At 71.0% G+C, this 18,092-nt stretch carries 17 protein-coding genes; 8 read left to right on the top strand and 9 right to left on the bottom strand.

Annotated features, from left to right (window positions below; translation table 11 throughout):
* Positions 1-239: 239 nt before the first annotated feature.
* The 3 genes from EOD73_RS12040 to EOD73_RS12030 are packed head-to-tail and all read right to left on the bottom strand — an operon-like array spanning position 240 to position 2,321.
* Positions 240-755, bottom strand: coding sequence for a GNAT family N-acetyltransferase (locus EOD73_RS12040; protein WP_127683255.1), 516 nt, complete (start codon positions 753-755; stop codon positions 240-242).
* Positions 752-1,627 carry a carboxylating nicotinate-nucleotide diphosphorylase gene (nadC, locus tag EOD73_RS12035; RefSeq protein WP_127683254.1) on the bottom strand — a complete coding sequence of 292 codons (876 nt, stop codon included), beginning with the start codon at positions 1,625-1,627 and terminating at the stop codon, positions 752-754. Before nadC ends, EOD73_RS12040 begins: the two co-directional genes overlap by 4 nt.
* Positions 1,620-2,321, bottom strand: coding sequence for a fumarylacetoacetate hydrolase family protein (locus EOD73_RS12030; RefSeq protein WP_127683253.1), 702 nt, complete (start codon positions 2,319-2,321; stop codon positions 1,620-1,622). Before EOD73_RS12030 ends, nadC begins: the two co-directional genes overlap by 8 nt.
* 55 nt (positions 2,322-2,376) lie before the next feature.
* Between EOD73_RS12030 and EOD73_RS12025 the strand changes: the two genes are divergently transcribed.
* Together EOD73_RS12025 and EOD73_RS12020 are read left to right on the top strand one after the other, a co-directional pair.
* Positions 2,377-3,312 carry a septal ring lytic transglycosylase RlpA family protein gene (locus EOD73_RS12025; RefSeq protein WP_164846058.1) on the top strand — a complete coding sequence of 312 codons (936 nt, stop codon included), beginning with the start codon at positions 2,377-2,379 and terminating at the stop codon, positions 3,310-3,312.
* 81 nt (positions 3,313-3,393) lie between these two features.
* Positions 3,394-4,434 (top strand): GGDEF domain-containing protein, encoded by a 1,041-nt coding sequence (locus tag EOD73_RS12020; protein ID WP_127683251.1) that lies wholly within the window; start codon positions 3,394-3,396, stop codon positions 4,432-4,434.
* 8 nt (positions 4,435-4,442) lie between these two features.
* Here the strand turns inward: EOD73_RS12020 and EOD73_RS12015 are convergent, their stop codons facing one another.
* Positions 4,443-7,805: a S41 family peptidase gene (locus EOD73_RS12015; RefSeq protein WP_164846057.1), complete on the bottom strand. Its 3,363-nt coding sequence runs from the start codon at positions 7,803-7,805 to the stop codon at positions 4,443-4,445.
* Between the two features lie 86 nt (positions 7,806-7,891).
* Between EOD73_RS12015 and EOD73_RS12010 the strand changes: the two genes are divergently transcribed.
* On the top strand, positions 7,892-8,599 hold the full coding sequence (locus EOD73_RS12010) for a YecA/YgfB family protein (protein ID WP_127683249.1): 708 nt from the start codon (positions 7,892-7,894) through the stop codon (positions 8,597-8,599).
* A 6-nt stretch (positions 8,600-8,605) separates the two neighbouring features.
* Here the strand turns inward: EOD73_RS12010 and yidD are convergent, their stop codons facing one another.
* Complete coding sequence (gene yidD, locus EOD73_RS12005; protein ID WP_164846056.1) at positions 8,606-9,040, bottom strand: membrane protein insertion efficiency factor YidD; 435 nt, start codon at positions 9,038-9,040, stop codon at positions 8,606-8,608.
* Positions 9,037-10,182 (bottom strand): methionine aminotransferase, encoded by a 1,146-nt coding sequence (locus EOD73_RS12000; RefSeq protein WP_127683247.1) that lies wholly within the window; start codon positions 10,180-10,182, stop codon positions 9,037-9,039. Before EOD73_RS12000 ends, yidD begins: the two co-directional genes overlap by 4 nt.
* A 162-nt stretch (positions 10,183-10,344) precedes the next feature.
* Between EOD73_RS12000 and EOD73_RS11995 the strand changes: the two genes are divergently transcribed.
* Entirely contained in the window at positions 10,345-11,463 is a 1,119-nt protein-coding gene (locus tag EOD73_RS11995; RefSeq protein WP_164846055.1) for a GGDEF domain-containing protein, read from the top strand.
* A gap of 186 nt (positions 11,464-11,649) precedes the next feature.
* The gene (locus EOD73_RS11990) at positions 11,650-13,539 is read left to right on the top strand and encodes an alpha/beta fold hydrolase (protein ID WP_164846054.1); all 1,890 of its coding nucleotides are present in this window, start codon (positions 11,650-11,652) and stop codon (positions 13,537-13,539) included.
* A 15-nt stretch (positions 13,540-13,554) separates the two neighbouring features.
* On the opposite strand, the gene EOD73_RS11985 is transcribed toward EOD73_RS11990, so the two are convergent.
* Positions 13,555-14,871: an Hsp70 family protein gene (locus EOD73_RS11985; RefSeq protein WP_240660699.1), complete on the bottom strand. Its 1,317-nt coding sequence runs from the start codon at positions 14,869-14,871 to the stop codon at positions 13,555-13,557.
* A 92-nt stretch (positions 14,872-14,963) separates the two neighbouring features.
* Between EOD73_RS11985 and EOD73_RS11980 the strand changes: the two genes are divergently transcribed.
* Both EOD73_RS11980 and EOD73_RS11975 read left to right on the top strand, forming a co-directional pair.
* A complete protein-coding gene (locus tag EOD73_RS11980) occupies positions 14,964-15,356 on the top strand; it encodes a RidA family protein (protein ID WP_127683244.1) in 393 nt (130 codons plus the stop codon).
* Between the two features lie 13 nt (positions 15,357-15,369).
* Positions 15,370-15,708, top strand: a complete 339-nt coding sequence (locus EOD73_RS11975) for a YnfA family protein (protein WP_127683243.1) — start codon at positions 15,370-15,372, stop codon at positions 15,706-15,708.
* A 9-nt stretch (positions 15,709-15,717) separates the two neighbouring features.
* Here EOD73_RS11975 and EOD73_RS11970 read toward each other — a convergent pair whose 3' ends face one another.
* A complete protein-coding gene (locus tag EOD73_RS11970) occupies positions 15,718-16,989 on the bottom strand; it encodes a D-amino acid dehydrogenase (protein WP_127683242.1) in 1,272 nt (423 codons plus the stop codon).
* 334 nt (positions 16,990-17,323) lie between these two features.
* Here EOD73_RS11970 and EOD73_RS11965 point away from each other — a divergent pair, with 334 nt between their 5' ends.
* Entirely contained in the window at positions 17,324-17,545 is a 222-nt protein-coding gene (locus EOD73_RS11965) for a hypothetical protein (protein WP_127683241.1), read from the top strand.
* A gap of 63 nt (positions 17,546-17,608) precedes the next feature.
* Here the strand turns inward: EOD73_RS11965 and EOD73_RS11960 are convergent, their stop codons facing one another.
* Positions 17,609-18,031 (bottom strand): universal stress protein, encoded by a 423-nt coding sequence (locus EOD73_RS11960; protein ID WP_127683240.1) that lies wholly within the window; start codon positions 18,029-18,031, stop codon positions 17,609-17,611.
* Between the last annotated feature and the right edge of the window lie 61 nt (positions 18,032-18,092).

Genomic DNA, 18,092 nt, shown 5'->3' with positions numbered 1-18,092 from the left:
TCGGCTGCTGCCCCGTTCGTAGGCGCCGAGCAGCGCAGTGCAGGGGGGCGCGCGCGTCAGCGCGCTTCAAGCACTGACCCGGGATTGCTGTCTGACCGCAGTGAGCGCAGCGAACGCAGGGAATCCTGGCCGCAGGCCAGGACGCTGGAGCCGGGGCAGGCGCTTTTCCCCCCTTTTGGCAAGACAAAAGGGGGTCGGGGTTTGGGGGTGAAGCCCCCAAGGGCTCCCACCCAAAGCACTCAAGCAGCGGCCCAGGCAGGGCGCCGCATGAACACCGCATCCGCCCCATACCCCGCCAACTTCTCCACCAGCCCCGCCACGGTCGACGCGTCCACCGCATGGAATCCCTGCCGCCCCCAAAACCCCGCCGACCCCTGCACCGCCACCAAGCTCATGGCCGGCAGGCCCGCCGCGTGCGCGCAGGCCAGCGCTTGGCGCCACAGCACCGACCCCAGGCCCTGGCCTTGGGCGCGCGGGTGCAAGGCCAGGTCGTGCAGGGCGTAGGCGTCGGGGGTTTCGGGCAGGGCGTCGAGCAGGCCGTGCAGGGGCGGTGGCGCGTCCAAGCGGCCGGGGTGGCTGAACAGGTAGGCCTGCACGGTGCCGGCCCCGTCGGCCATCACCCAGCAGCCCGCCGGCCACAGCGCCAGCTTGCGGCCCAAGACCGCCCAGCTTTCATGGTGGCTGGGCGGGTAGGCGGCCTGCTGCACGGCCAGCACCGCGTCGGCGTCGGCCGCTTGCATGGGCCGCAGGGTCATGTCGAGACGAGCGGCCCCAGCACCCGCAAGGAGTAGTCGACGGCGCGCACGTCCTTGGTCAACTTGCCGATGCTGATGCGGTCCACGCCCGTGGCGGCGATGGCGCGCAGGGCCTCCAGCGTGATGCCGCCGCTGGCTTCCAGCAGCGCACGGCCCGCGTTGCGGCGCACGGCCTCGCGCAGGGCCTCGAGCGAGAAGTTGTCCAGCAGCAGGCTGGTGGCGCCGGCCTGCAGGGCCTCGTCCAACTGGTCCAGCGTTTCCACCTCGATCTGGATGCCCACGCCCGCGTTCAGCGCTTCGGCCGCGCGCAGCGCGGCCGTCACGCCACCGGCGGCGGCGATGTGGTTCTCTTTGATCAGGATGCCGTCGTACAGCGCCAGGCGCTGGTTGGCGCCGCCGCCCATGCGCACGGCGTACTTCTGCGCCAGGCGCAAGCCCGGCAGGGTCTTGCGGGTGTCCAGGATCGCGCAGCCCTTGGGGTTGGGGCTGACGCCTTCGATGGCCTTCACGTGCTGGCGCGTGAGCGTGGCCACGGCCGACAGGGTTTGCAGGAAGTTCAGCGCCGGGCGTTCGGCGCTGAGCAGCGCACGGCCGTCGGCCTCGATCGTGCAGATCACCGTGTCGGCCTGCATCTCGGCGCCCTCGGCCACGTGCCAGTTCAGCACCGCGCTCGGGTCCAGGGCGGCGTAAACGCCGTTGAACCAAGGCTGGCCGGCGCACACCGCCGCCTCGCGCACGCGCAGTTGCGCGCTCACGCGCTGACCGGCCGGGGTGAGACGCGCCGTCCAGTCGGCCACGCCGATGTCTTCGCGCAAGGCGTCCGCGATGTTGCGGGCGCGGGCCTCGTCCAGGGTTTCGTTGTGGTCAAACACGGGGGGCCATCTCCAAGGTCAGCGGGGGCAGGCCCTCGATGCTCGCTTCGACGCGGTCGCCCGGCAGCAAGGGGCCCACGCCGGCGGGCGTTCCTGTGAAGACGAGGTCGCCCGCCTGCAATTCATAGAAGGCGCTGAGCTTGGCCAGCAGTTCCGCCACGGGCCAGATCAGGTCGCTCAAGTTCCCTTGTTGGCGCGGCGTGCCGTTCACGCTCAGCGCGATGCGGCCGGCGCTGGGCAGCACGCCCGCCAGGGGCTGGAGGGGGCCCATCACCGCCGAGCGGTCGAAGCCCTTGGCCGTGTCCCAGGGCTTGCCGCCGGCCTTGGCCGTGGCCTGCAGGTCGCGGCGGGTCAGGTCCAAACCCACCGCATGGCCCCACACCGCAGCCAAGGCCTGCGCGGGCGTGGCGCGGTGCAGCGGTGCGCCCAGCGCGATGACCCACTCCACCTCGTGGTGCAGGTTCTCGGTGGCGCTGGGGTAAGGCAGGGCGCCGTGCAGCGTGGGCTCGAACACGGCGTCGGCCGGTTTGGCAAAGAAAAACGGGGGCACCTTTTGCGGGTCGGAGCCCATCTCGCGCGAGTGCTCGGCGTAGTTCTGGCCCACGCAGTAAATGCGGTGCACCGGGAAGCGTTCGGGGCGGCCGACCACGGTCAGCGTTGGCAGCGGCGGGGGCGGGAAAACGGTGTCGGACATGGTGGCTTGCGGCGGGCCTGGAGCGGCTGAGCCCGCGATGCTAAGGTGCGCGCCCATGCTGCAACGGCTCACTCTCTGGCTGACGCTGGGCCTGACCTTGGCCCTGGTGACGGGCTGCGCCACGCGCGCGCCCAACCCGCTGCCCGCGCCCGAGCGCGCAGGGCGCGACGGTCTGACCGCCGAAGTGCCGCCCGACCTGCTCAAGGTGCCCGATGCGGTGCCCCGCGTGGAACCCATCCGCCCCGGCGGGCCCAACAAGCCCTACGAAGTGCTGGGCGAGCGCTACGAGCCCCTGCTGGAAGACCGCCCCTACTCGGAAAAGGGCCTGGCCAGTTGGTACGGGAAGAAGTTCCACGGCCGGCCCACCGCCAGCGGCGAGACCTACAACATGTTCGCCATGACGGCGGCCCACCCGCGCTGGCCCCTGCCCAGCTACGCCCGCGTGCGCAACCCGGCCAATGGGCGCGAGGTGATCGTGCGCGTCAACGACCGCGGGCCCTTCAGCAAGGGCCGCGTCATCGACCTGAGCTACACCGCCGCGCTCAAGCTCGACGTGCACCGCGGCGTGGCACCGGTCGAAATCCAGCGCCTGACCTTCGAGGAGATCCGCGCCGGCCGCTGGACGCGCGAGGGCACGCCGCCCGACCCGGTGCTGGCCGCGCCCGCCACGCCCGTGGGCGCGCCCGACATCGCCGGCACGCAGGCCCTGCGCGAGGCAGCGCCGGTGGACGACGCGGCGCCGCAGGTGCGCGCGCCCAGCCCGGGCATCTGGGTGCAACTGGGCAGCTTCAAGGGCCTGGACAACGCCCTGGCCCTGAAGGAGCGCGTGCGCCAGCAATGGCCGCAGGCCGAGCCCCTGCTGACCACCTTCCGCGACCGCGGCCTGCACCGCGTGCAACTCGGCCCCTTCGACTCGGCCGAGCAGGCGCAAGAGGCCGCGCGCCGCTTGCGCGCGAGCAGCGAGCTCCAGCCCCTGATCGTGCGCCGCTGAGTTTGCCTTGGCCTGTGACGCGACTGACCCGCCCGGACTCGCCCTCAACCTTCACCCTCCAGCCCTGACTCGCCGCCCGCCATGAACCTTGTCAACCAGTTGGCCGATGTCACAGCGCTTCGCGATTTGGAGCGCTTGGACCAGGCCTTGGTCACCTTGGTGATGGATACCCTGAGGCCGGAGTGGGCCGCGGTGCGAATGACGGTGCACGATCACCCCCACGTGCGCTGGACGGTGCGCGCCCTGCAACGCGCCAACGAGGTGGGCTTGCATTTCGATTCGCCTTCCTTGGCGCTGGAACAGCTGCCCTTGCTGGACACACAACTCGAAGCGGCGCGCGCCCTGGCCCAAGGCGATCCTTGCTTCTCTATCGACGACGAAGCCCAACACCTCGCCTGCTTCCCTTTGTTCGACGACGACGGTGGCGCGGGCGTCTTGCAAATCGCCTCCTCCGAGGCGATGACGCAAGAGCAGGTGCGGATGGTGTCCAGCTTCTTGCGCTTCTATGGCAACTTCCGCGAACTGGTCACTGACAACGAGCGGGATCTGCTCACCGGCTTGCTGAACCGCAAAACCTTTGACGAGGCGTTCACCCGTGCCGCGCAAATGACCCTGGCGAGAGAGCAAACGGCACCGACCCAGGACTTGGATCAACGCGCCGCCTCGGCCGACTCGCCGGCTTGGCTCGGCATGATCGACGTCGACCATTTCAAACGGGTCAATGACACCTACGGTCACTTGGTGGGCGACGAGGTCTTGTTGCTCATGGCCCGATTGATGCGCGCTTGCTTTCGCCACACCGACCGCCTGTTCCGCTTCGGCGGCGAAGAGTTTGTGGTGCTGCTGCGTGGGGCTCCGCAAGCCGGGGCTGCCCGCGCGTTCGAGAAGCTGCGGTTGGCCGCCGAGATTTACGACTTCCCGCAAGTGGGCCGCATCACCCTGAGCGTGGGCTTCACCGAACTGCTGCCCGACGACACCCCTCATGCGGCCTTGGAGCGAGCGGATCGCGCGGTCTACGTTGCCAAGCAGTCGGGGCGCAACCAAGCCCTGTGCCACGAGAGGCTGGTGGAAGACGGGCGGCTGGCGCCGCCCGTTTCGGTGGGCTCGGTGGACTTCTTCTAAGCGTCTGCTCAGCGCTTCAGGTCGGGGTAGGCCTTCACGCGGGGCGTGCGCTGTGCCGGGGTGCTGGCCGGCAGTTGCTTCATCAGCGCGGCCACGGCGGCTTGCAGTTGGGCGTCGCCGCCCTTGGCGGTGTCGCGCGGCGGGTTGTCCACCTCGACGTCGGGCGTCACGCCCACGCCTTCCACCAAGATGTGGCCGTTGGCGTCGACCTGCGCGGTTTCGGCCGCGCGCACGATGCCGTTGTCCATCAGGCGGTTGCGGTCGCTCAGCCACACGCCGGCGCCGCTGGTGGTCTTGCCGAACACCGGCCCCAGCTTGAGGCGCTTGAAGCCTTCGGCGAAGGTCTCGCCGTCGCTGTAGGTGTTCTCGTTGGCCAGCACGGCCAGCGGGCCGCTGAAGCTGTTCTGCATGTTGGGGTAGGTGTCGCCGCCGGCCGGGTGGCGGGGCTGCCACCAGGCCCAGGCACGGCGCAGCAGCTTTTCCAAGATCCAGCTGTCGATGTTGCCGCCGTTGTTGAAGCGCACGTCGATGACCAGGGCCTCTTTGTCCAACTGGGCGTAGAAGTCCTTGGCGAAGTCGGCCACGTCGCCCGGCCCCATCGCGCGCAAGTGCAGGTAACCGATGCGGCCGTTGCTGGCCTTGTCCACGGCCTGGGCGCGGGCGTGGCGCCAGTCGTTGTAGCGCAGGTCGCTTTCGCGGCGCGGGTCCACCGGCGTGACGATGAGGCTGCGGCGCTCCGTGCCGCGCAGCAACTCCAGGCGCACCTGCTTGCCGGCCTCGCCTTGCAGCAGGGTGACGCCCTCGGGCCAGCGCATGGGCCGGCCGTTCACGGCGGTGATGACGTCGCCGTCGCGCACGTCCAGGCCCGGGGCCAGCAAGGGGCCGCGGTCGGTGATGAGCTCGGGGTCGCCGCGGTACAGGCGCTCGATGCGCGCGCCTTGCGCGTGCGCCGCCAGCTTGGCGCCGAGGCCGGCGATGGCCGGCGGTTCCTCCGCCTGCGCCGGCAGGTCGCCGACGCCGACTTGGCTGTGCAGCAGGTTCAGGTCGCTGGCCATTTGGCCCATCAGGTCGGCGAGCTCGGCGCGGTCGCCCACGCGCGGCAGCAGGGCGGCATGGCGCTCGCGGCTGGCCTTCCAATTCACGCCGTGCAGTTGGGCGTCGTAGAAGTGGTCGCGCGACAAGCGCCAGGCGTCGTCGAACAGTTGCTGCCACTCTTGGCGCGGCGTGAGGCTGATCTGCCAATCGCTCCAGCGCACGGTGGCCTTGGCCAGGTCGGCCGGGGGCTTGGGCGCGGCGTCGAGCAGCAGCACCTCGGGCGCACTGCCCGGGGCGGCATCGCGCTGCACCAGCAGGTGCTTGCCGCTGGGCGTGAGGGCAAAGCGGCGCACGCGCTCGCTGTGGGTGTCGGGCACGGCGCCCGGCTCGAGGGCCAGGGTCTTGAGCGCACCGGCCGCAAAGCCGTCGGCCTCGCGCCACCACAGGCGCTTGCCGTCGGCGGCCAGGTCGCTCACGCGGCCGGGGGGAATGGGCAGCTCGAACAGGCGCTCGGCCAGGCCCTCCAGCACGATCTTGGGCAACGCCGGCTTGGCGTCCTTCTTGGCGTCGGCGGCCTTGGCGTCGGCCTTGGGATCGGCCTTGCCGTCGGCTTTGGCGTCTGGCTTGGCCTCGGCCTTGGGCGGGGGGCTCGGCAGCTCGTCCTTGGCGGCGGTGGGCAGGCGCAGCCCCGGCTGCAGGGCCAGCGCGAAGACCTTCTCGCCGGGCTCGAAAGCCGGGCCCATGTTGCGGTCGGCCCAGACGCTGCTGCCCGGCTGGGTGGCGAAGTGGCGGCGGCTGGCGAAGTACAGCCACTGCCCGTCGGGGCTGAAGGCGGCGTCGCCGCTGTCGAAGCGGGAGCTGGTCAGCGCCACGGGCTGGCCTTGCAGCGGGTGCAGCCACAGTTGGCCGCGGAAGCCGATGGTGCCACTCTTGCTGTAGACCAGGGCTTGGCTGTCGGGGTGCCAGGCCAGGTTGCCGATGCCGCCGCGGCCCGCGCGGTCGAGTTCGCGGGTCTTGGGGCCGCCTTCGGCCTTCAGGTCGGTCAGGTACAGGGCGCCGGCCAGGTCGGTGTGGGCCACGTAGCGCCCGTCGGGCGAGGGGGTCAAGCCGGTGCGCACCACCTGGCCGCCTTGGGTCAGCTGCTGGCGGCCCGGGCCGCCCAGGGCGTCCAGTTGCCACAGCTCCACCTCGCCGCTGAAGTCGCACAGCGCGAACACGCGCTTGCCGTCGCTGCTGAAAGCGGCGTCGCGGCAGCGCGAGCCCTCGGGCTGCTGCAGCTCGGCGCGGCGCAGGCCCTGCGTGCCTTGCGTGGCCAAGCGGCCGCGCACGCCCAGCAGCACGCGCTCGCCCGTGGGGCTCAGGCTCAGCTCGGTCAGGAAGTCCTGCGGGCGCTTGATCCAGCGCGGCGTGTTGGCCGCGGTGTCGTCGCTGAGCAAGGCGATGGGCAGGGCAGGCGGCTGCTGCGCGCCCTCGGCCAGCAGGCTCACGCGGTGCAGGTCGGCGCCGCGCGCCACCACCACCTGCGGGCCGCTGATGCTGGCGCTGCGCACGTCGAAGTCCTTCCAAGCCGTGTGGGCCTTGGCGCCGCTGCCGTCGGGCTTGACGGACCAGACGTTGAAGAAGCCGTCGCGGTCGCTCAGGAAGGCGAGGCGCTCTTGCCCGTCGCGGTCGCGGTAGGCCATCGGGCGCTTGGCGTTGCTGCGCGGGAAGTCGGCGCCCAGCAGCGGGCGGGCCTCGTCTTGGCCTTGCAGGTCCAGCGCCCAAATTTGCGCCAGCGCGCCGCCGCGGTAGCCCTTGGCGTTGTCGCCGCGCAGGCCGTGGCGGGTGAAGTACAGGGTGCGGCCGTCCAGGCTCAAGGCCAGGTCGTTGGCGTCGCCCACGGGCAAAGGTTGCAGGTCCTTGCCCACCAGGCGGTAGCCGGTGCTCACGGGGCGGCCGTCGGTGGCCGGGGCGGTGACGAGCAGGTTGCCCTCGCGGTCGGCGCCCCACACGCGCACTTGTGCGCTACCCAGCCAAGTGCGGCGCTGCGGCGCGCCGCCGGTGATCGGCATCGTGTATACGTCGCCCGCGCTTTCCAGCTGGCCCACGAAGGCCAGGGTCTGGCCGTCGGGCAGCAGCACCGGGCTGATCTCGGCCCCGGCGTGGGTGGTCAGGCGCACGGCCGTGCCCCCACCGCCGTTGACGCGCCACAGGTCGCCCTGGCTCAGGAACACGAGCAGGTCGCCTTGGGCGGCGGGCTGGCGGTAGAAGCCTTGGGTGGCGGCCTGGGCGGGCGCGCTGGCGAGCGCGGCGATGGCTGCCAGGGCGGCGGCGGTGAAGCGAGCGGTGAAAGACATGGGGTGTCGGGGGTCGCTGTGACGAAAGCGGCGATTGTTGGGGCCAAAGCCCGCCGTGCCGAGCGTCATGCCGGGACAATCCCAGGATGCAAGCCGACGCCCCCCTCGACCTCGATGCCCTGCAAGCCCTGCTGGACGACGTGCCCGCCCCGCTGGAGCCGCTGGACGTGTCCATGCTCGACGGCTACCTCACCGCCGTGGCCTTGCAGCCCAAGGCCCCGCCGCCGGCCGAGTGGCTGCGCTGGGTGCTGGACAGCGAGGACGGCCGCGCGCCGCCCGTGGGCTACAACGCCGAGCCCATCCGGGCCCTGGCCATGCGCCGGCTGCAGCAGCTGGACGCCGCCATCCGCCACCGGCAGTGGTTCGACCCCTGGGTCTTCGAACCCGTGGACGAGGACGGCGACGACGCCGACCCCGAAGACTGGGAAACCATCCTGGCCGCGGTCTACCCCTGGGTGGCGGGCTTTGCGCTGGGGGCCGACGCCTTCCCGCGCGGCCTGATGGCCTGCAACAACGCCGAGCTGCTCGAGGGCCTGGCCGGCATCTACCAGTTCTTGGACCCCGAGGACCTCGAGGACGCCGACGAGCTGCTGGAGGCCATCGAGGCCATCGAGCCCGCCGCGCACCTGAGCGAGGCGGTGGAGGTGCTGGTGTCGCACTCGCTGCTGCTGGCCGATGTGTCGCGTCCACAAAAAGGGCCGCAGAAGGCCCCCCACAAGAGCGGCCCACGCCGCCCCGGCGGCCCGCCGCGTTCGGGCGGCGGTGGCGGAGGCGGACGCCCGCCGCGGCGCTGAGCCGCCCTACAGCGCCCGCGTTTTTTTGCGCGCCGTGCGGCGCTCGTCGCGCTTCTTGCGGCCGCCCCAGTCGAACAGGTCGCAGCCGCAATCGCAGCAGTCCAGGGCCCAGCCGCGTCCTGGGCCGTCGCAAGCGTCGAAGTCGCAAGGCAGGTCGCAGTCGCCCCGCTGGCGCAGCACCAAGCCCGTGAACCAGCGCCGTGGAGCGCCCTGACGAATGCCGTGGTGGTCGCGGTGCACGTCGCCACAGGCGCGCAAGCGCTGGCGCAGCAGCGGCCAGCCGTTCCACACGCCAAAGCGGCGCAGCAGCCGCGCGCCCACAGCCGAACAGCTGGGCCCGCCCAGGTGCACGCGGTGGGCGCAGGCAAAGCCCTTGTAGGGCGACACCCAGCGCTGGTAAGCCCGCACGGCGGCCAGCGCCAAGGCGGTGAACGGGCTCACGCCAGCTTCGCGAGTCGCTCGGCCGCCAGGGCCAGGGTTTCGGGCTTCTTGGCGAAGCAAAAACGCACGTGCTGCCGCTCTTGCGGCCGTTGGTAGAAGACCGACAGGGGGATGGCGGCCACGCCCACTTCGGTCGTCAGCACCCGGGCGAACTCGGCCTCGGGCAGGGCCGAGATGGCGCTGTAGTCCACCGTCTGGAAGTAGGTGCCCTCGCAGGGCAAGAGCTGCAGTGGCGTGGCCGCCAACGCGGCGCGGAAGGCGTCGCGCTTGGCTTGGTAGAAGGCGCTCAAGCCCTGCCAAGGGGACGGGTTGGCCAGGTAGGCGGCCAGCGCGTGCTGGGTGGGCGTGTGCACGGTGAACACCGTGTACTGGTGCAGGCGCCGGAAGGCCGCGCTCAAGGCGGGCGGTGCGGCCACGAAGCCCACCTTCCAGCCGGTGACGTGGAAGGTCTTGCCGAAGCTGCTGACCAAAAAGCTGCGCGCCGCCAGGCCGGGGAAGGCGGCCACGCTGTGGTGCGTGGCGCCGTCGAACACCATGTGCTCGTAGACCTCGTCGCTGACCACGAAAAGGTCGTGGTGCTCGGCCAGGGCCTGCAGCGTGAGCAAGTCCTCGCGCGTGGCGATGCGGCCGCTGGGGTTGTGCGGCGTGTTCAGCACGAGGGCCCGGGTGCGCGGCGTGATGGCGGCCTGCACCGCGTCCCAGTCGATGCGGTAGTCGCCGGTCATCGGCACGCCCACGGGCACGCCGCCGGCCATGCGGATGGCGGGGTCGTAGCTGTCGTAGGCCGGCTCGATGACGATCACCTCGTCGCCCGCTCCCACGCAGGCCTGGAAGGCCGTGGCCAGGCCCTGGGTGCCGCCGGCGGTGACGGTGATGTCGGTGTCGGGGTCGTAGGCCTGGCCGTACAGGGCCAGCAGCTTGCTGGCGATGGCCTGGCGCAGGGCCGGCACGCCGGGCATGGGCGGGTACTGGTTATGACCGGCGGCCATGGCCTCGGTCACCGCCTGCAGCAGGACGGGGTCGGCACCAAAGTCGGGGAAGCCCTGGCCCAGGTTCACCGCGCCGTGCTGGGCGGCCAAGGTGGACATCACCGAGAAGATCGTGTTGCCGGCGTTCGGCAGTTTGCTGGGCAAGTGCGGCATGGCAAGGGCATCGAGGGCAAAGGCGTCAGGCCTGCATTGTTGGCGGCCCGCGGCGATGGCGCCGTCAAGGGCGGCATGAGCTGCTGCGAAACGTGCAAGACCCCACGTGCCCCGGGGAACACCGCAGCACCGGCCCGGCCACTTGGTGGCATCGTGCAGCGCATGACCTTGCACCTCCCGAGTTTCGACCTGGCCCTGTTGAGCGCCGTCTTCCTCGTCAGCGTGGCCCTGTTGCTGGCCCGGCGCCCGCGCGCCGCCAGCCCCAGCCTGCGCACCTGGACCTTGGGCGTGTGGTTGGGCCTGGGCGCGCTGGCCACCCTGGGCAGCGCCGGCAGCAGCCTGGCCGCGGCGGCCGTGGGCCGGGTGCTGCTGTTCGCCAGCCTCACCGGCATGACGGTGGCCGTGCGCCAGGGCTTCACCGGGCAGGCCCTGGCGCCGCGCGAGATCGGCCTGGCCGCGGCCGGTGCCTTGGCCTCGGCCCTGGCCTTGGGCTTGCCCTTGCCCCTGTCGGGCTTCATCTTGGGCGGTGTGCTGGCCGTGGTGCCCGGCGCTGGGGCGGTGTTCTTGTTGGCGCGCTGGCGCGACCTGCCGGGGGGCGTGCGCGGCCTGGCCGCCGTGCTGGGCCTGACGGCCCTGTTGGCGCTTTGGCTGGGCGCCCAGCCCGCCAGCGAGCAGTCGGTGCCCTGGGGCCACGTGCTGGCCTTGCCCCTGCTGGCCGGCACGGTCATCTTTTTGATCGCCTTGCTGGACCGCAGCCACGCCGGCCTGAGCGAGCAACTGGCCGACGACGAGGTGACCGGCTGCTTGAACCGAAGGGGCCTGCACCCGGTGTTGCAGCACACGCTGGCGCGCAGTCAGCGCGAGGGCCAGCCGGTGGCCTTCTTGTTGATCACCTTGGACGGCATGGCCCAACTGCACCACCACCACGCGCCGCGCGTGATCGACAGCGTGCTCAAGGCCTGCGCGCAGCGCCTGCAACAGCGTGTCCGCGCTTCCGACGTGGTGGCCCGCTACGGGCCCGACACCTTCGCCGTGGTGCTGCCCGACACCCCCCCAGAGGCCGCGGCGCCCGTGGCCGAGGCTTTGCGGGCCGCCGTGGCCAACCAGCCGCTGGAGTTGGGCGCGGGCGCGAGCGTGTCGCTCACGGTGTCCATCGGCGTCTCGGTGTCCACGGCGGCCAACCGCTGGAACGAGACCCAGCTTTACCAGCACGCCGAGTCGGCCCGCCTGAGTGCGCAAACTCAGGGCCACAACCGCGTGGCGGTGGCGCCCCTGCTCTGAGCCCAGCGCGCTAGCGCCTAGGGTCGACCCCCTCCCGCATCCTCGGGATCGCCTGCTGGCGCGGGCGCCCCGCGCGTCGCTAACCTGCCGCCTCCTTGTTCCGAGGTTCACGGCATGACGCCCCTCTGCCTCCTTCGCTCGCTTGTCCGGTGTGTCGTCGCCAGCCTTGGGCTGGCCTTTTTTGCCATGCCGACCGCGCTGGCGGGGGGGGGGGCGGCCGACGCCGCCCAAGCCACGGGTGCTCCCCGCTTCGCTGAACGGCCTTGTGAGATTCCCGTCGCCAGCCCAGAGATCGGAACGCGACTGCGCTGCGGCACGGTTCGGGTGCTGCGCGATCCGACACGCCCAGAGGCGGGCCACTTCGACTTGGCCGTGGTGGTCAAACGCAGCGCCGCACCGAAACCCGGTGCAGCGCCGCTGTTGATCTTGCATGGCGGCCCTGGTGGTGAGCAAGTCAAGTTCATGGGGCAGGGCAGCAAGGACTTCGTGCCGGGTCGCGACAGCATTGCCTTTGACATGCGAGGGGGAGGCCGTACCGGCCCAGCCCTCTGCAAGAACACCTACCGCGCCCTGATGGTTGCCAGCGTCGGCGCCCTGCGCGGCGAGCGCACCGACACGGCGCGGCGCTCCGCCATCAACGCGTGCTGGGACGAAATGCGCGCTGCGGGGCTGTTGCCCGAGCATTTCGGCACCGAACGCAATGTGGGCGACGCCGAGGCCATTCGCCAAGCCCTTGGCATCGCGCGTTGGGCCGTGTACGGCATGTCCTACGGCACCGCCGTGGCGGCCGATTACCTGGCCCGCCACCCCGAGGTCATCGAGTCGGCGGTGCTGGATTCGCTTTACCCCCCTGAGGCCTTTGTGCCCACCGTGCGCGAAGCCCAAGGCCGCGCCATCGACCGGCTATTGGAGGAGTGCGCGGCCGACACCGCATGCGCCCAACGCTTTCCGGGCCTGAGTCGCGCTCAAGCCGATGGGGCCTTGGCCGGCCTCGACGCACAGCCCTTGGAGTTCCACTTCCAGGGGCAACGCTATGTCGCCAACGAACTGGCCATGCGCACCGCCCTGCACGGCTTGTTCTATAGCGAGGCCACAGCCCGTGCCGTGCCTTGGTTCTTGGACGCCCTGGGTCGCCGCGATGGCGACGCCCTCGCCCCGGCTCTGGGCCTGCCCTTGTTCATGGGCGACTTCATGACCCATGCCGGCGGTTCTGTGGCCGGCTTGATGGGCACCGACTGCCGCGACCGCCCCCGGCACCACGCGGTGGCCGCGGGCAGCGGCCCAAGCTGGATGTCGATGTTCACGGGCGTGCAAGACGGCGCTTGCGCGAACTGGGCCGTTGGTACACCGCCCACCTTGCCCGTCAACACCACGGTGCCCGTGCTGGTCCTGTCGGCGGGTTACGACGGCTTCCAGCCCGACGGTGCAGCGGTCGCGCAAGCCATCGGCCCGGCCGCCACCGCCATCACCGTGGCTCGGGCCGCTCACGTGGTGCGTGGCGCCGGCGAGTGTCCGCGCGGTCTGGTGTCGCGCTTCATCACCCAACCCAAACAACCTTTGGACACAGCCTGCTTGGCTGCGATGAGCGCGCCCGATTTCGTGCTCGACGTGGCGCCAAGGCCGGAACTGATCGCGACGGCCGCACGCCTGCAATCCGGTGGCTGGCCCTGGGGGGTCGTGTTGTTGCTGAGTGGCTCGGTGGTGTGGGTTCTGGGCGGCGTCTTGGTGCCCGCCTTGCTGGGGTCCTACCGCCGGCTCCGCCGCAGCCATGCCGCCCAAGCGCTCAATCCATCCATTCACTTGGCCTGGGCCGTGGTGGGCTTGGGGGTTCTCGCAGGGGTTGGTTTGGGCGTGCCCCTGGGCGTCACCTTCGGCGCCCACCCTGGCGCGGCCAGCTTTGGGCTGATCCCCAGCCTTGTTCCGCTGCTTTGGCTCCTCCCCGTGGCGGCGATGGGCGCTGCCGTCGTCGGCATTCAGGCAGCGCGGCAACGCCACTGGCTGATCGGCAGTGCGGCACTCGGAGTCGCGCTCATGTCCGCGGGCGCTCTGGGCGTGGGGGCGACGCCCTGGGCTTGAGGCCCACGCAGGGACTCAGCCGAACACGCGGCGCGCGTGCAGCCCCAAGCCCTGGCCCACCGAGGCCAAGGCATCGCCCTGCACCCGCGCGGCGCGGGGGAACTTCGCGGCGATGGCCTCGCGCAGCAGCGCCAGGCCGGTGGAGCCCCCGGTGAAGTACAGCGCGTCCACGCGCGCGGGCGCCACGCCGGCCAATTGGGCCGTGTGCGCGGCGGCGTCGGCGATGGCGGCCACGTCCACCGCCAGCGCGCCCTGCAACTGCGCCCGCGTGTAGGGCCAATGCAGGTTGCGCTCGACGAGGGTCAGGTCGAAGTCGTGCGCGTCGGCCAGGTCGCCGGCGCCGCCCAACGCGATCTTGCCGGCCTCGGCCTGGTCGGCGAGGTGGTGGCCCAGGTGATCTTCCAGCACCGTCATCAGGCGGCGGTGCTGCGCCGGGTCGGCGTAATCGGCGCGGCGCTGGCGCATCTCGGCCAGCACGCTGGGCGTATAGCAGGTGTTGATCAGGTGCCAGGTGGCCAGGTCGAAGGTGATGCCCGTGGGCACCTCGCGCGGCGGGCCGTCGCTGCGCGCCGGGCCCAGCGCGCCATGGCCCAGGGCGCGCATCGGGCCGTCCAGCGCCACGCGGCGGTCGAAGTCGGTGCCGGCCACATGCAGGCCGTGGTGCGCCAGGATGTCGTCGCGGCGGTCGGCGCGCGCCATGCGGTCGGGGCCCACGCGCACGAGCGAGAAGTCGGAGGTGCCGCCGCCGATGTCGGCCACCAGCACCAACTGCTCGGCCTGGGTCTGGCGCTCGTAATCGAAGGCCGCGGCGATGGGTTCGAACTGGAAGGCCACCTCGGCAAAACCCACCGCACGGGCGGCGGCTTCCAGCGCGGCCTGGGCCTGCGCGTCGCGCGCCGGGTCCTCGTCCACGAAGAACACCGGCCGGCCCAGCACCGCGTGCGTCAGCGCCTGCCCTTGCTGGGCCTCGGCCACGCGCTTCAAGCGCTTCAGGTAGCCGGCCACCACGTCGGCGTACTTGGCGCTGCGCCCGCCGCCCACGTCGGTGTGCTGGTCGAGCAGGTCGCTGCCGAGGATGCTCTTCATCGAGCGCATCAAGCGCCCGTCGTGCCCATCCACGTAGGCCCGCAGGGCCGCGCGGCCAAAGGCCCGCGGGGGGCCGTCGGCGTCGTGCGCGCCTTCGGCGAAGTAGAAGACCGCCGTGGGCATGGTCAGCGCCGTGCCTTCGAGCGGCACCAGGGCCATGCCTTCGCCATGCCCCTCACGCTGGGGCAGGGCCACGGCCGAGTTGGAGGTGCCGAAGTCGATGGCGCAAAACGAGGGGGCGGCCACGGGGCTCTCCAAACAAAAAGGGCGCGGATTCTAGGGAGCACCCGCCGGCAACCCTTCTCTAGGATGGCGATGTCGCCATTGCCCGCCTCGCCATGACCCGCACCCTCATCTCCTCCGGCTCTCCCTTCGAGCACGAACTCGCCTACAGCCGCGCCGTGGTGCAGGGCGATTGGGTCTTCGTGTCGGGCACCACCGGCTTCGACTACGCCACGATGACCATCTCGGACGACGTGGCCGTCCAGGCCGAGCAGTGCTTTCAGAACATCGCCGCCGCGCTCGCGCAGGCCGGCGCCAGCCTGAACGACGTGGTGCGGGTGACCTACCTGCTGCCCGAGGCCCGCGACTTCGCGGCCTGCGCGCCGGTGCTGCGCAAGCACCTGGGCGCGGTCCGGCCCGCGGCCACGATGCAGTGCGTGGGCCTGCTGGACCCGCGCATGAAGATCGAGATCGAGGTCACGGCGCTGAAGTCGGCGGCCGGCGGTTGACCCAGGCCGCCGCATGTTCGACCTCAAGACCTTGGGCCTCTTCGCGCTGACGGCCGTGGCCGAGATCGTCGGCTGCTACCTGCCTTACCGCTGGCTGCAGGGCCAGGCCCCTGCGTGGTGGCTGCTGCCAGCGGCCGCCAGCTTGGCGCTGTTCGTGTGGCTGTTGAGCCTGCATCCCACCGCCTCGGGCCGCGTGTACGCCGCTTACGCCGGCGTGTACCTGGTGGTGGCCCTGGGTTGGCTTTGGGCGGTGGACGGCATCCGGCCCACGGGCTCGGACCTCGCCGGCGCGGCCCTGGCCCTGCTGGGCATGGTCGTCATCGTGTGGGGCGCCAGCCAGCGCCCCACCTGATGGCCCGCTTCAGACGCCGTAGAAGCGAAAGTCCGTCGGCGGCTTGCGGCCGCTGATCAGCTCGGCCATGGCATGGCCGCTGCCGGCGCCGTGCGTCCAGCCCAGGGTGCCGTGACCGCAGTTGAGCCACAGCTTCTTGAGCTTTTTGCTGCGCCCGATGTAGGGGATGTTGGTCGGCGTGCTCGGGCGCAGGCCGGTCCAGAAGTTCGGCTCGCTGAGGTCGGCCACGCCGGGGAACAGGGCCTCGTAGCGGCGCACCAGGGCTTCGCAGCGGGTGCGGGCGGTGGGGGTGTTCAGGGCCGTGTCCAGCCCTGCCAGCTCGGCCGTGCCGGCGATGCGCACGTGGTCGCCCAAGCGGCTGATGGCGATCTTGCGGGTGTCGTCCAGCAGGCTGACGGTGCTGGCCTTCTCGGGTTGCTTCAAGCGCAGCGTGGCCGAGTAGCCCTTGGCCGGGTAGATGTTCAGGCAGTCGGCCACCGGGTTGACGAGTTGCGGCGCGTAGCTGGCCAGGGCCACAACGTAGGCGTCGGCGGTGAGGGTTTCGATGCGGCCTTCGGACGTGCGCACGCGCACGCCGGAGAGTTCGCCGCCTTGGCGCTCCAGCGCCAGGATGTGGGTGTTGAAGCGCTTCTCGGCGCCGCGCTCGAAGCACTTTTGCGCCAGCTTCTGCGTGAAGACCAGGGCGTCGCCCGATTCGTCGCTGGGCGTGTAGGTGCCGCCGAAGATGTTGGGGCCGAAGGTGGCCAAGGCAGGCTCGACCTTGAGCACCTCGTCGCGGCTGAGCACGCGGCGGTCCACGCCGTGGCGGCGCATCACCTCGGCGCCGGCCACGCCGTTGTCAAAGTCTTGTTGGCTGCTGAAGAAGTGCAGGATGCCCTTCTCCAGGCGGTTGTACTCGATGCCCGTGGCGGGGACCAACTCCTTGAGCCGGGCGTGGCTGTAGCGGCCGAGCTGGACGAGCTCCTCGACGTTGCGCTCGAAGGCCGCCGTCGTGCATTCCTTCAAGAAGGCCAGGCCGTAGCGCATCTGGGCCAGCTCCAGCCGGGGGCGGAACAGCAGGGGCGAGTCGTCGCGCAGCAGCCACTTGGCCACCTTGATCGGCACCCAGGCGTTGGCCCAGGGTTCGCAGAAGCTGACCGAAATCTGTGCGCCGTTGGCGTAGCTGGTTTCCAGCGCGGCGTCGGGTTGCCGGTCGACGAGGACGACCTCGTGCCCTGCCTCGAGCAGGTACCAGGCCGTGCTGACGCCGACGATGCCGGCGCCCAGAACCACCACTTTCATGGGATCTCCTTGAACGGGGAATGCAAAGCCCGCGGGTGGCGGGCGATGGGGCCCAAGGCGCCGCTGCCGCTCGGGTCAAGCGCGCGGCCCTTGCCAAGCCCAATGCCGGCACGTTAGCCCAAAGGGGGCGGTCAACGACGGCCGCGGCCATGCCGTTGTGCACCCCCCGAATTCAAGGGCGGCATGGGCGTGAGGTTTTCCCAACAAACGGGTGTTCTCACCCTTTTTGGGGGTGTGTGCGGCGGGGGGCCGTGGGCACACTCAATGCCATCAAGTCGTCACCTGGGTCTGCCACAGTTCCCGTCGTTCGAGCACCGCACTCAAGAGGTACCCCATGCGCTTCGCTCCCGCCCTGAAGTTCCTGCGCCGCTCGCCCGCCGCCGTGCGACCGGTGGCCGACCCCGCCGACATGGGCACCGCCTTTGGCATGGAGGCCAGCCTCGAAGACGACCCCAAGGCGCCGCAGCCGGGCTACGGCCTGCTGGAGAGCCAACGCGCGCACCCCCCCTTGGACAACCCCATGGCCTGGATGCGTCAGCGTCGCAACAGCAACTGAGCGCGGTGGGGAAAAAGAAAACCGGGGCGCGCCCCGGTTTTTTTGTGCCCGTGTGCAGGCCGCTCAGCGGATGAGCAGCACCGGGACGTCCGTTTGGGCCAGCACTTTGGTGCTGACCGAGCCCAGCACCAGGTTGCCCAGCGCGCTGTGGCCGTGGGTGCCCATCATGATCAGGTCGGGTTTGGTTTTCGTGGCGACGGCCTTGATGACCTCGGCCGCGTGGCCCACCTTGCTGAGGTACTCGGCGTCCAGCCCTTGCTTCACGAAGAAGGTGCGCAGGGGTTTGAACACCTTTTCCGATTCGTCGGCGTAGTAGCCCGCGAGCGTGGCCTTGTCGATGACCGCGGCGGCGCGGGGCGGCACCGCCGGCACGACGTGCAACAGGCTGTAGCGGTGGTGGCTGCCCAGCCATTCATCGTGGGCGGCCAAGTAGGCTAGGGCGCGCTTGGTGCTGGCGCTGCCGTCAACGGCGACAAGGATCTTCATCGGGGGCTCCTCCGTTTGTGAGGCTTCAGTGTGCGACAGCAGCGACTCCCTTTTCTTGCGG

The organism is Inhella crocodyli (genome assembly GCF_004004565.1).
Classification (GTDB): Bacteria; Pseudomonadota; Gammaproteobacteria; order Burkholderiales; family Burkholderiaceae_C; genus Inhella; species Inhella crocodyli.
Note: the sequence above shows the minus strand (reverse complement) of the source record. Positions and strands in the feature narration are given on the sequence as shown.

Bases quoted from the DNA above. Each gene is read 5' to 3' on its own strand.
- EOD73_RS12000 (WP_127683247.1), bottom strand. From the start codon at position 10,182: ATGCCGCACTTGCCCAGCAAACTGCCGAACGCCGGCAACACGATCTTC.
- EOD73_RS11995 (WP_164846055.1), top strand. From the start codon at position 10,345: ATGACCTTGCACCTCCCGAGTTTCGACCTGGCCCTGTTGAGCGCCGTC.
- EOD73_RS11970 (WP_127683242.1), bottom strand. From the start codon at position 16,989: ATGAAAGTGGTGGTTCTGGGCGCCGGCATCGTCGGCGTCAGCACGGCC.
- EOD73_RS12015 (WP_164846057.1), bottom strand. From the start codon at position 7,805: ATGTCTTTCACCGCTCGCTTCACCGCCGCCGCCCTGGCAGCCATCGCC.
- EOD73_RS11975 (WP_127683243.1), top strand. From the start codon at position 15,370: ATGTTCGACCTCAAGACCTTGGGCCTCTTCGCGCTGACGGCCGTGGCC.
- EOD73_RS12040 (WP_127683255.1), bottom strand. From the start codon at position 755: ATGACCCTGCGGCCCATGCAAGCGGCCGACGCCGACGCGGTGCTGGCC.
- EOD73_RS11965 (WP_127683241.1), top strand. From the start codon at position 17,324: ATGCGCTTCGCTCCCGCCCTGAAGTTCCTGCGCCGCTCGCCCGCCGCC.
- EOD73_RS12030 (WP_127683253.1), bottom strand. From the start codon at position 2,321: ATGTCCGACACCGTTTTCCCGCCCCCGCCGCTGCCAACGCTGACCGTG.
- EOD73_RS12025 (WP_164846058.1), top strand. From the start codon at position 2,377: ATGCTGCAACGGCTCACTCTCTGGCTGACGCTGGGCCTGACCTTGGCC.
- EOD73_RS11990 (WP_164846054.1), top strand. From the start codon at position 11,650: ATGCCGACCGCGCTGGCGGGGGGGGGGGCGGCCGACGCCGCCCAAGCC.
- EOD73_RS12010 (WP_127683249.1), top strand. From the start codon at position 7,892: ATGCAAGCCGACGCCCCCCTCGACCTCGATGCCCTGCAAGCCCTGCTG.
- EOD73_RS11960 (WP_127683240.1), bottom strand. From the start codon at position 18,031: ATGAAGATCCTTGTCGCCGTTGACGGCAGCGCCAGCACCAAGCGCGCC.
- EOD73_RS12020 (WP_127683251.1), top strand. From the start codon at position 3,394: ATGAACCTTGTCAACCAGTTGGCCGATGTCACAGCGCTTCGCGATTTG.
- EOD73_RS11980 (WP_127683244.1), top strand. From the start codon at position 14,964: ATGACCCGCACCCTCATCTCCTCCGGCTCTCCCTTCGAGCACGAACTC.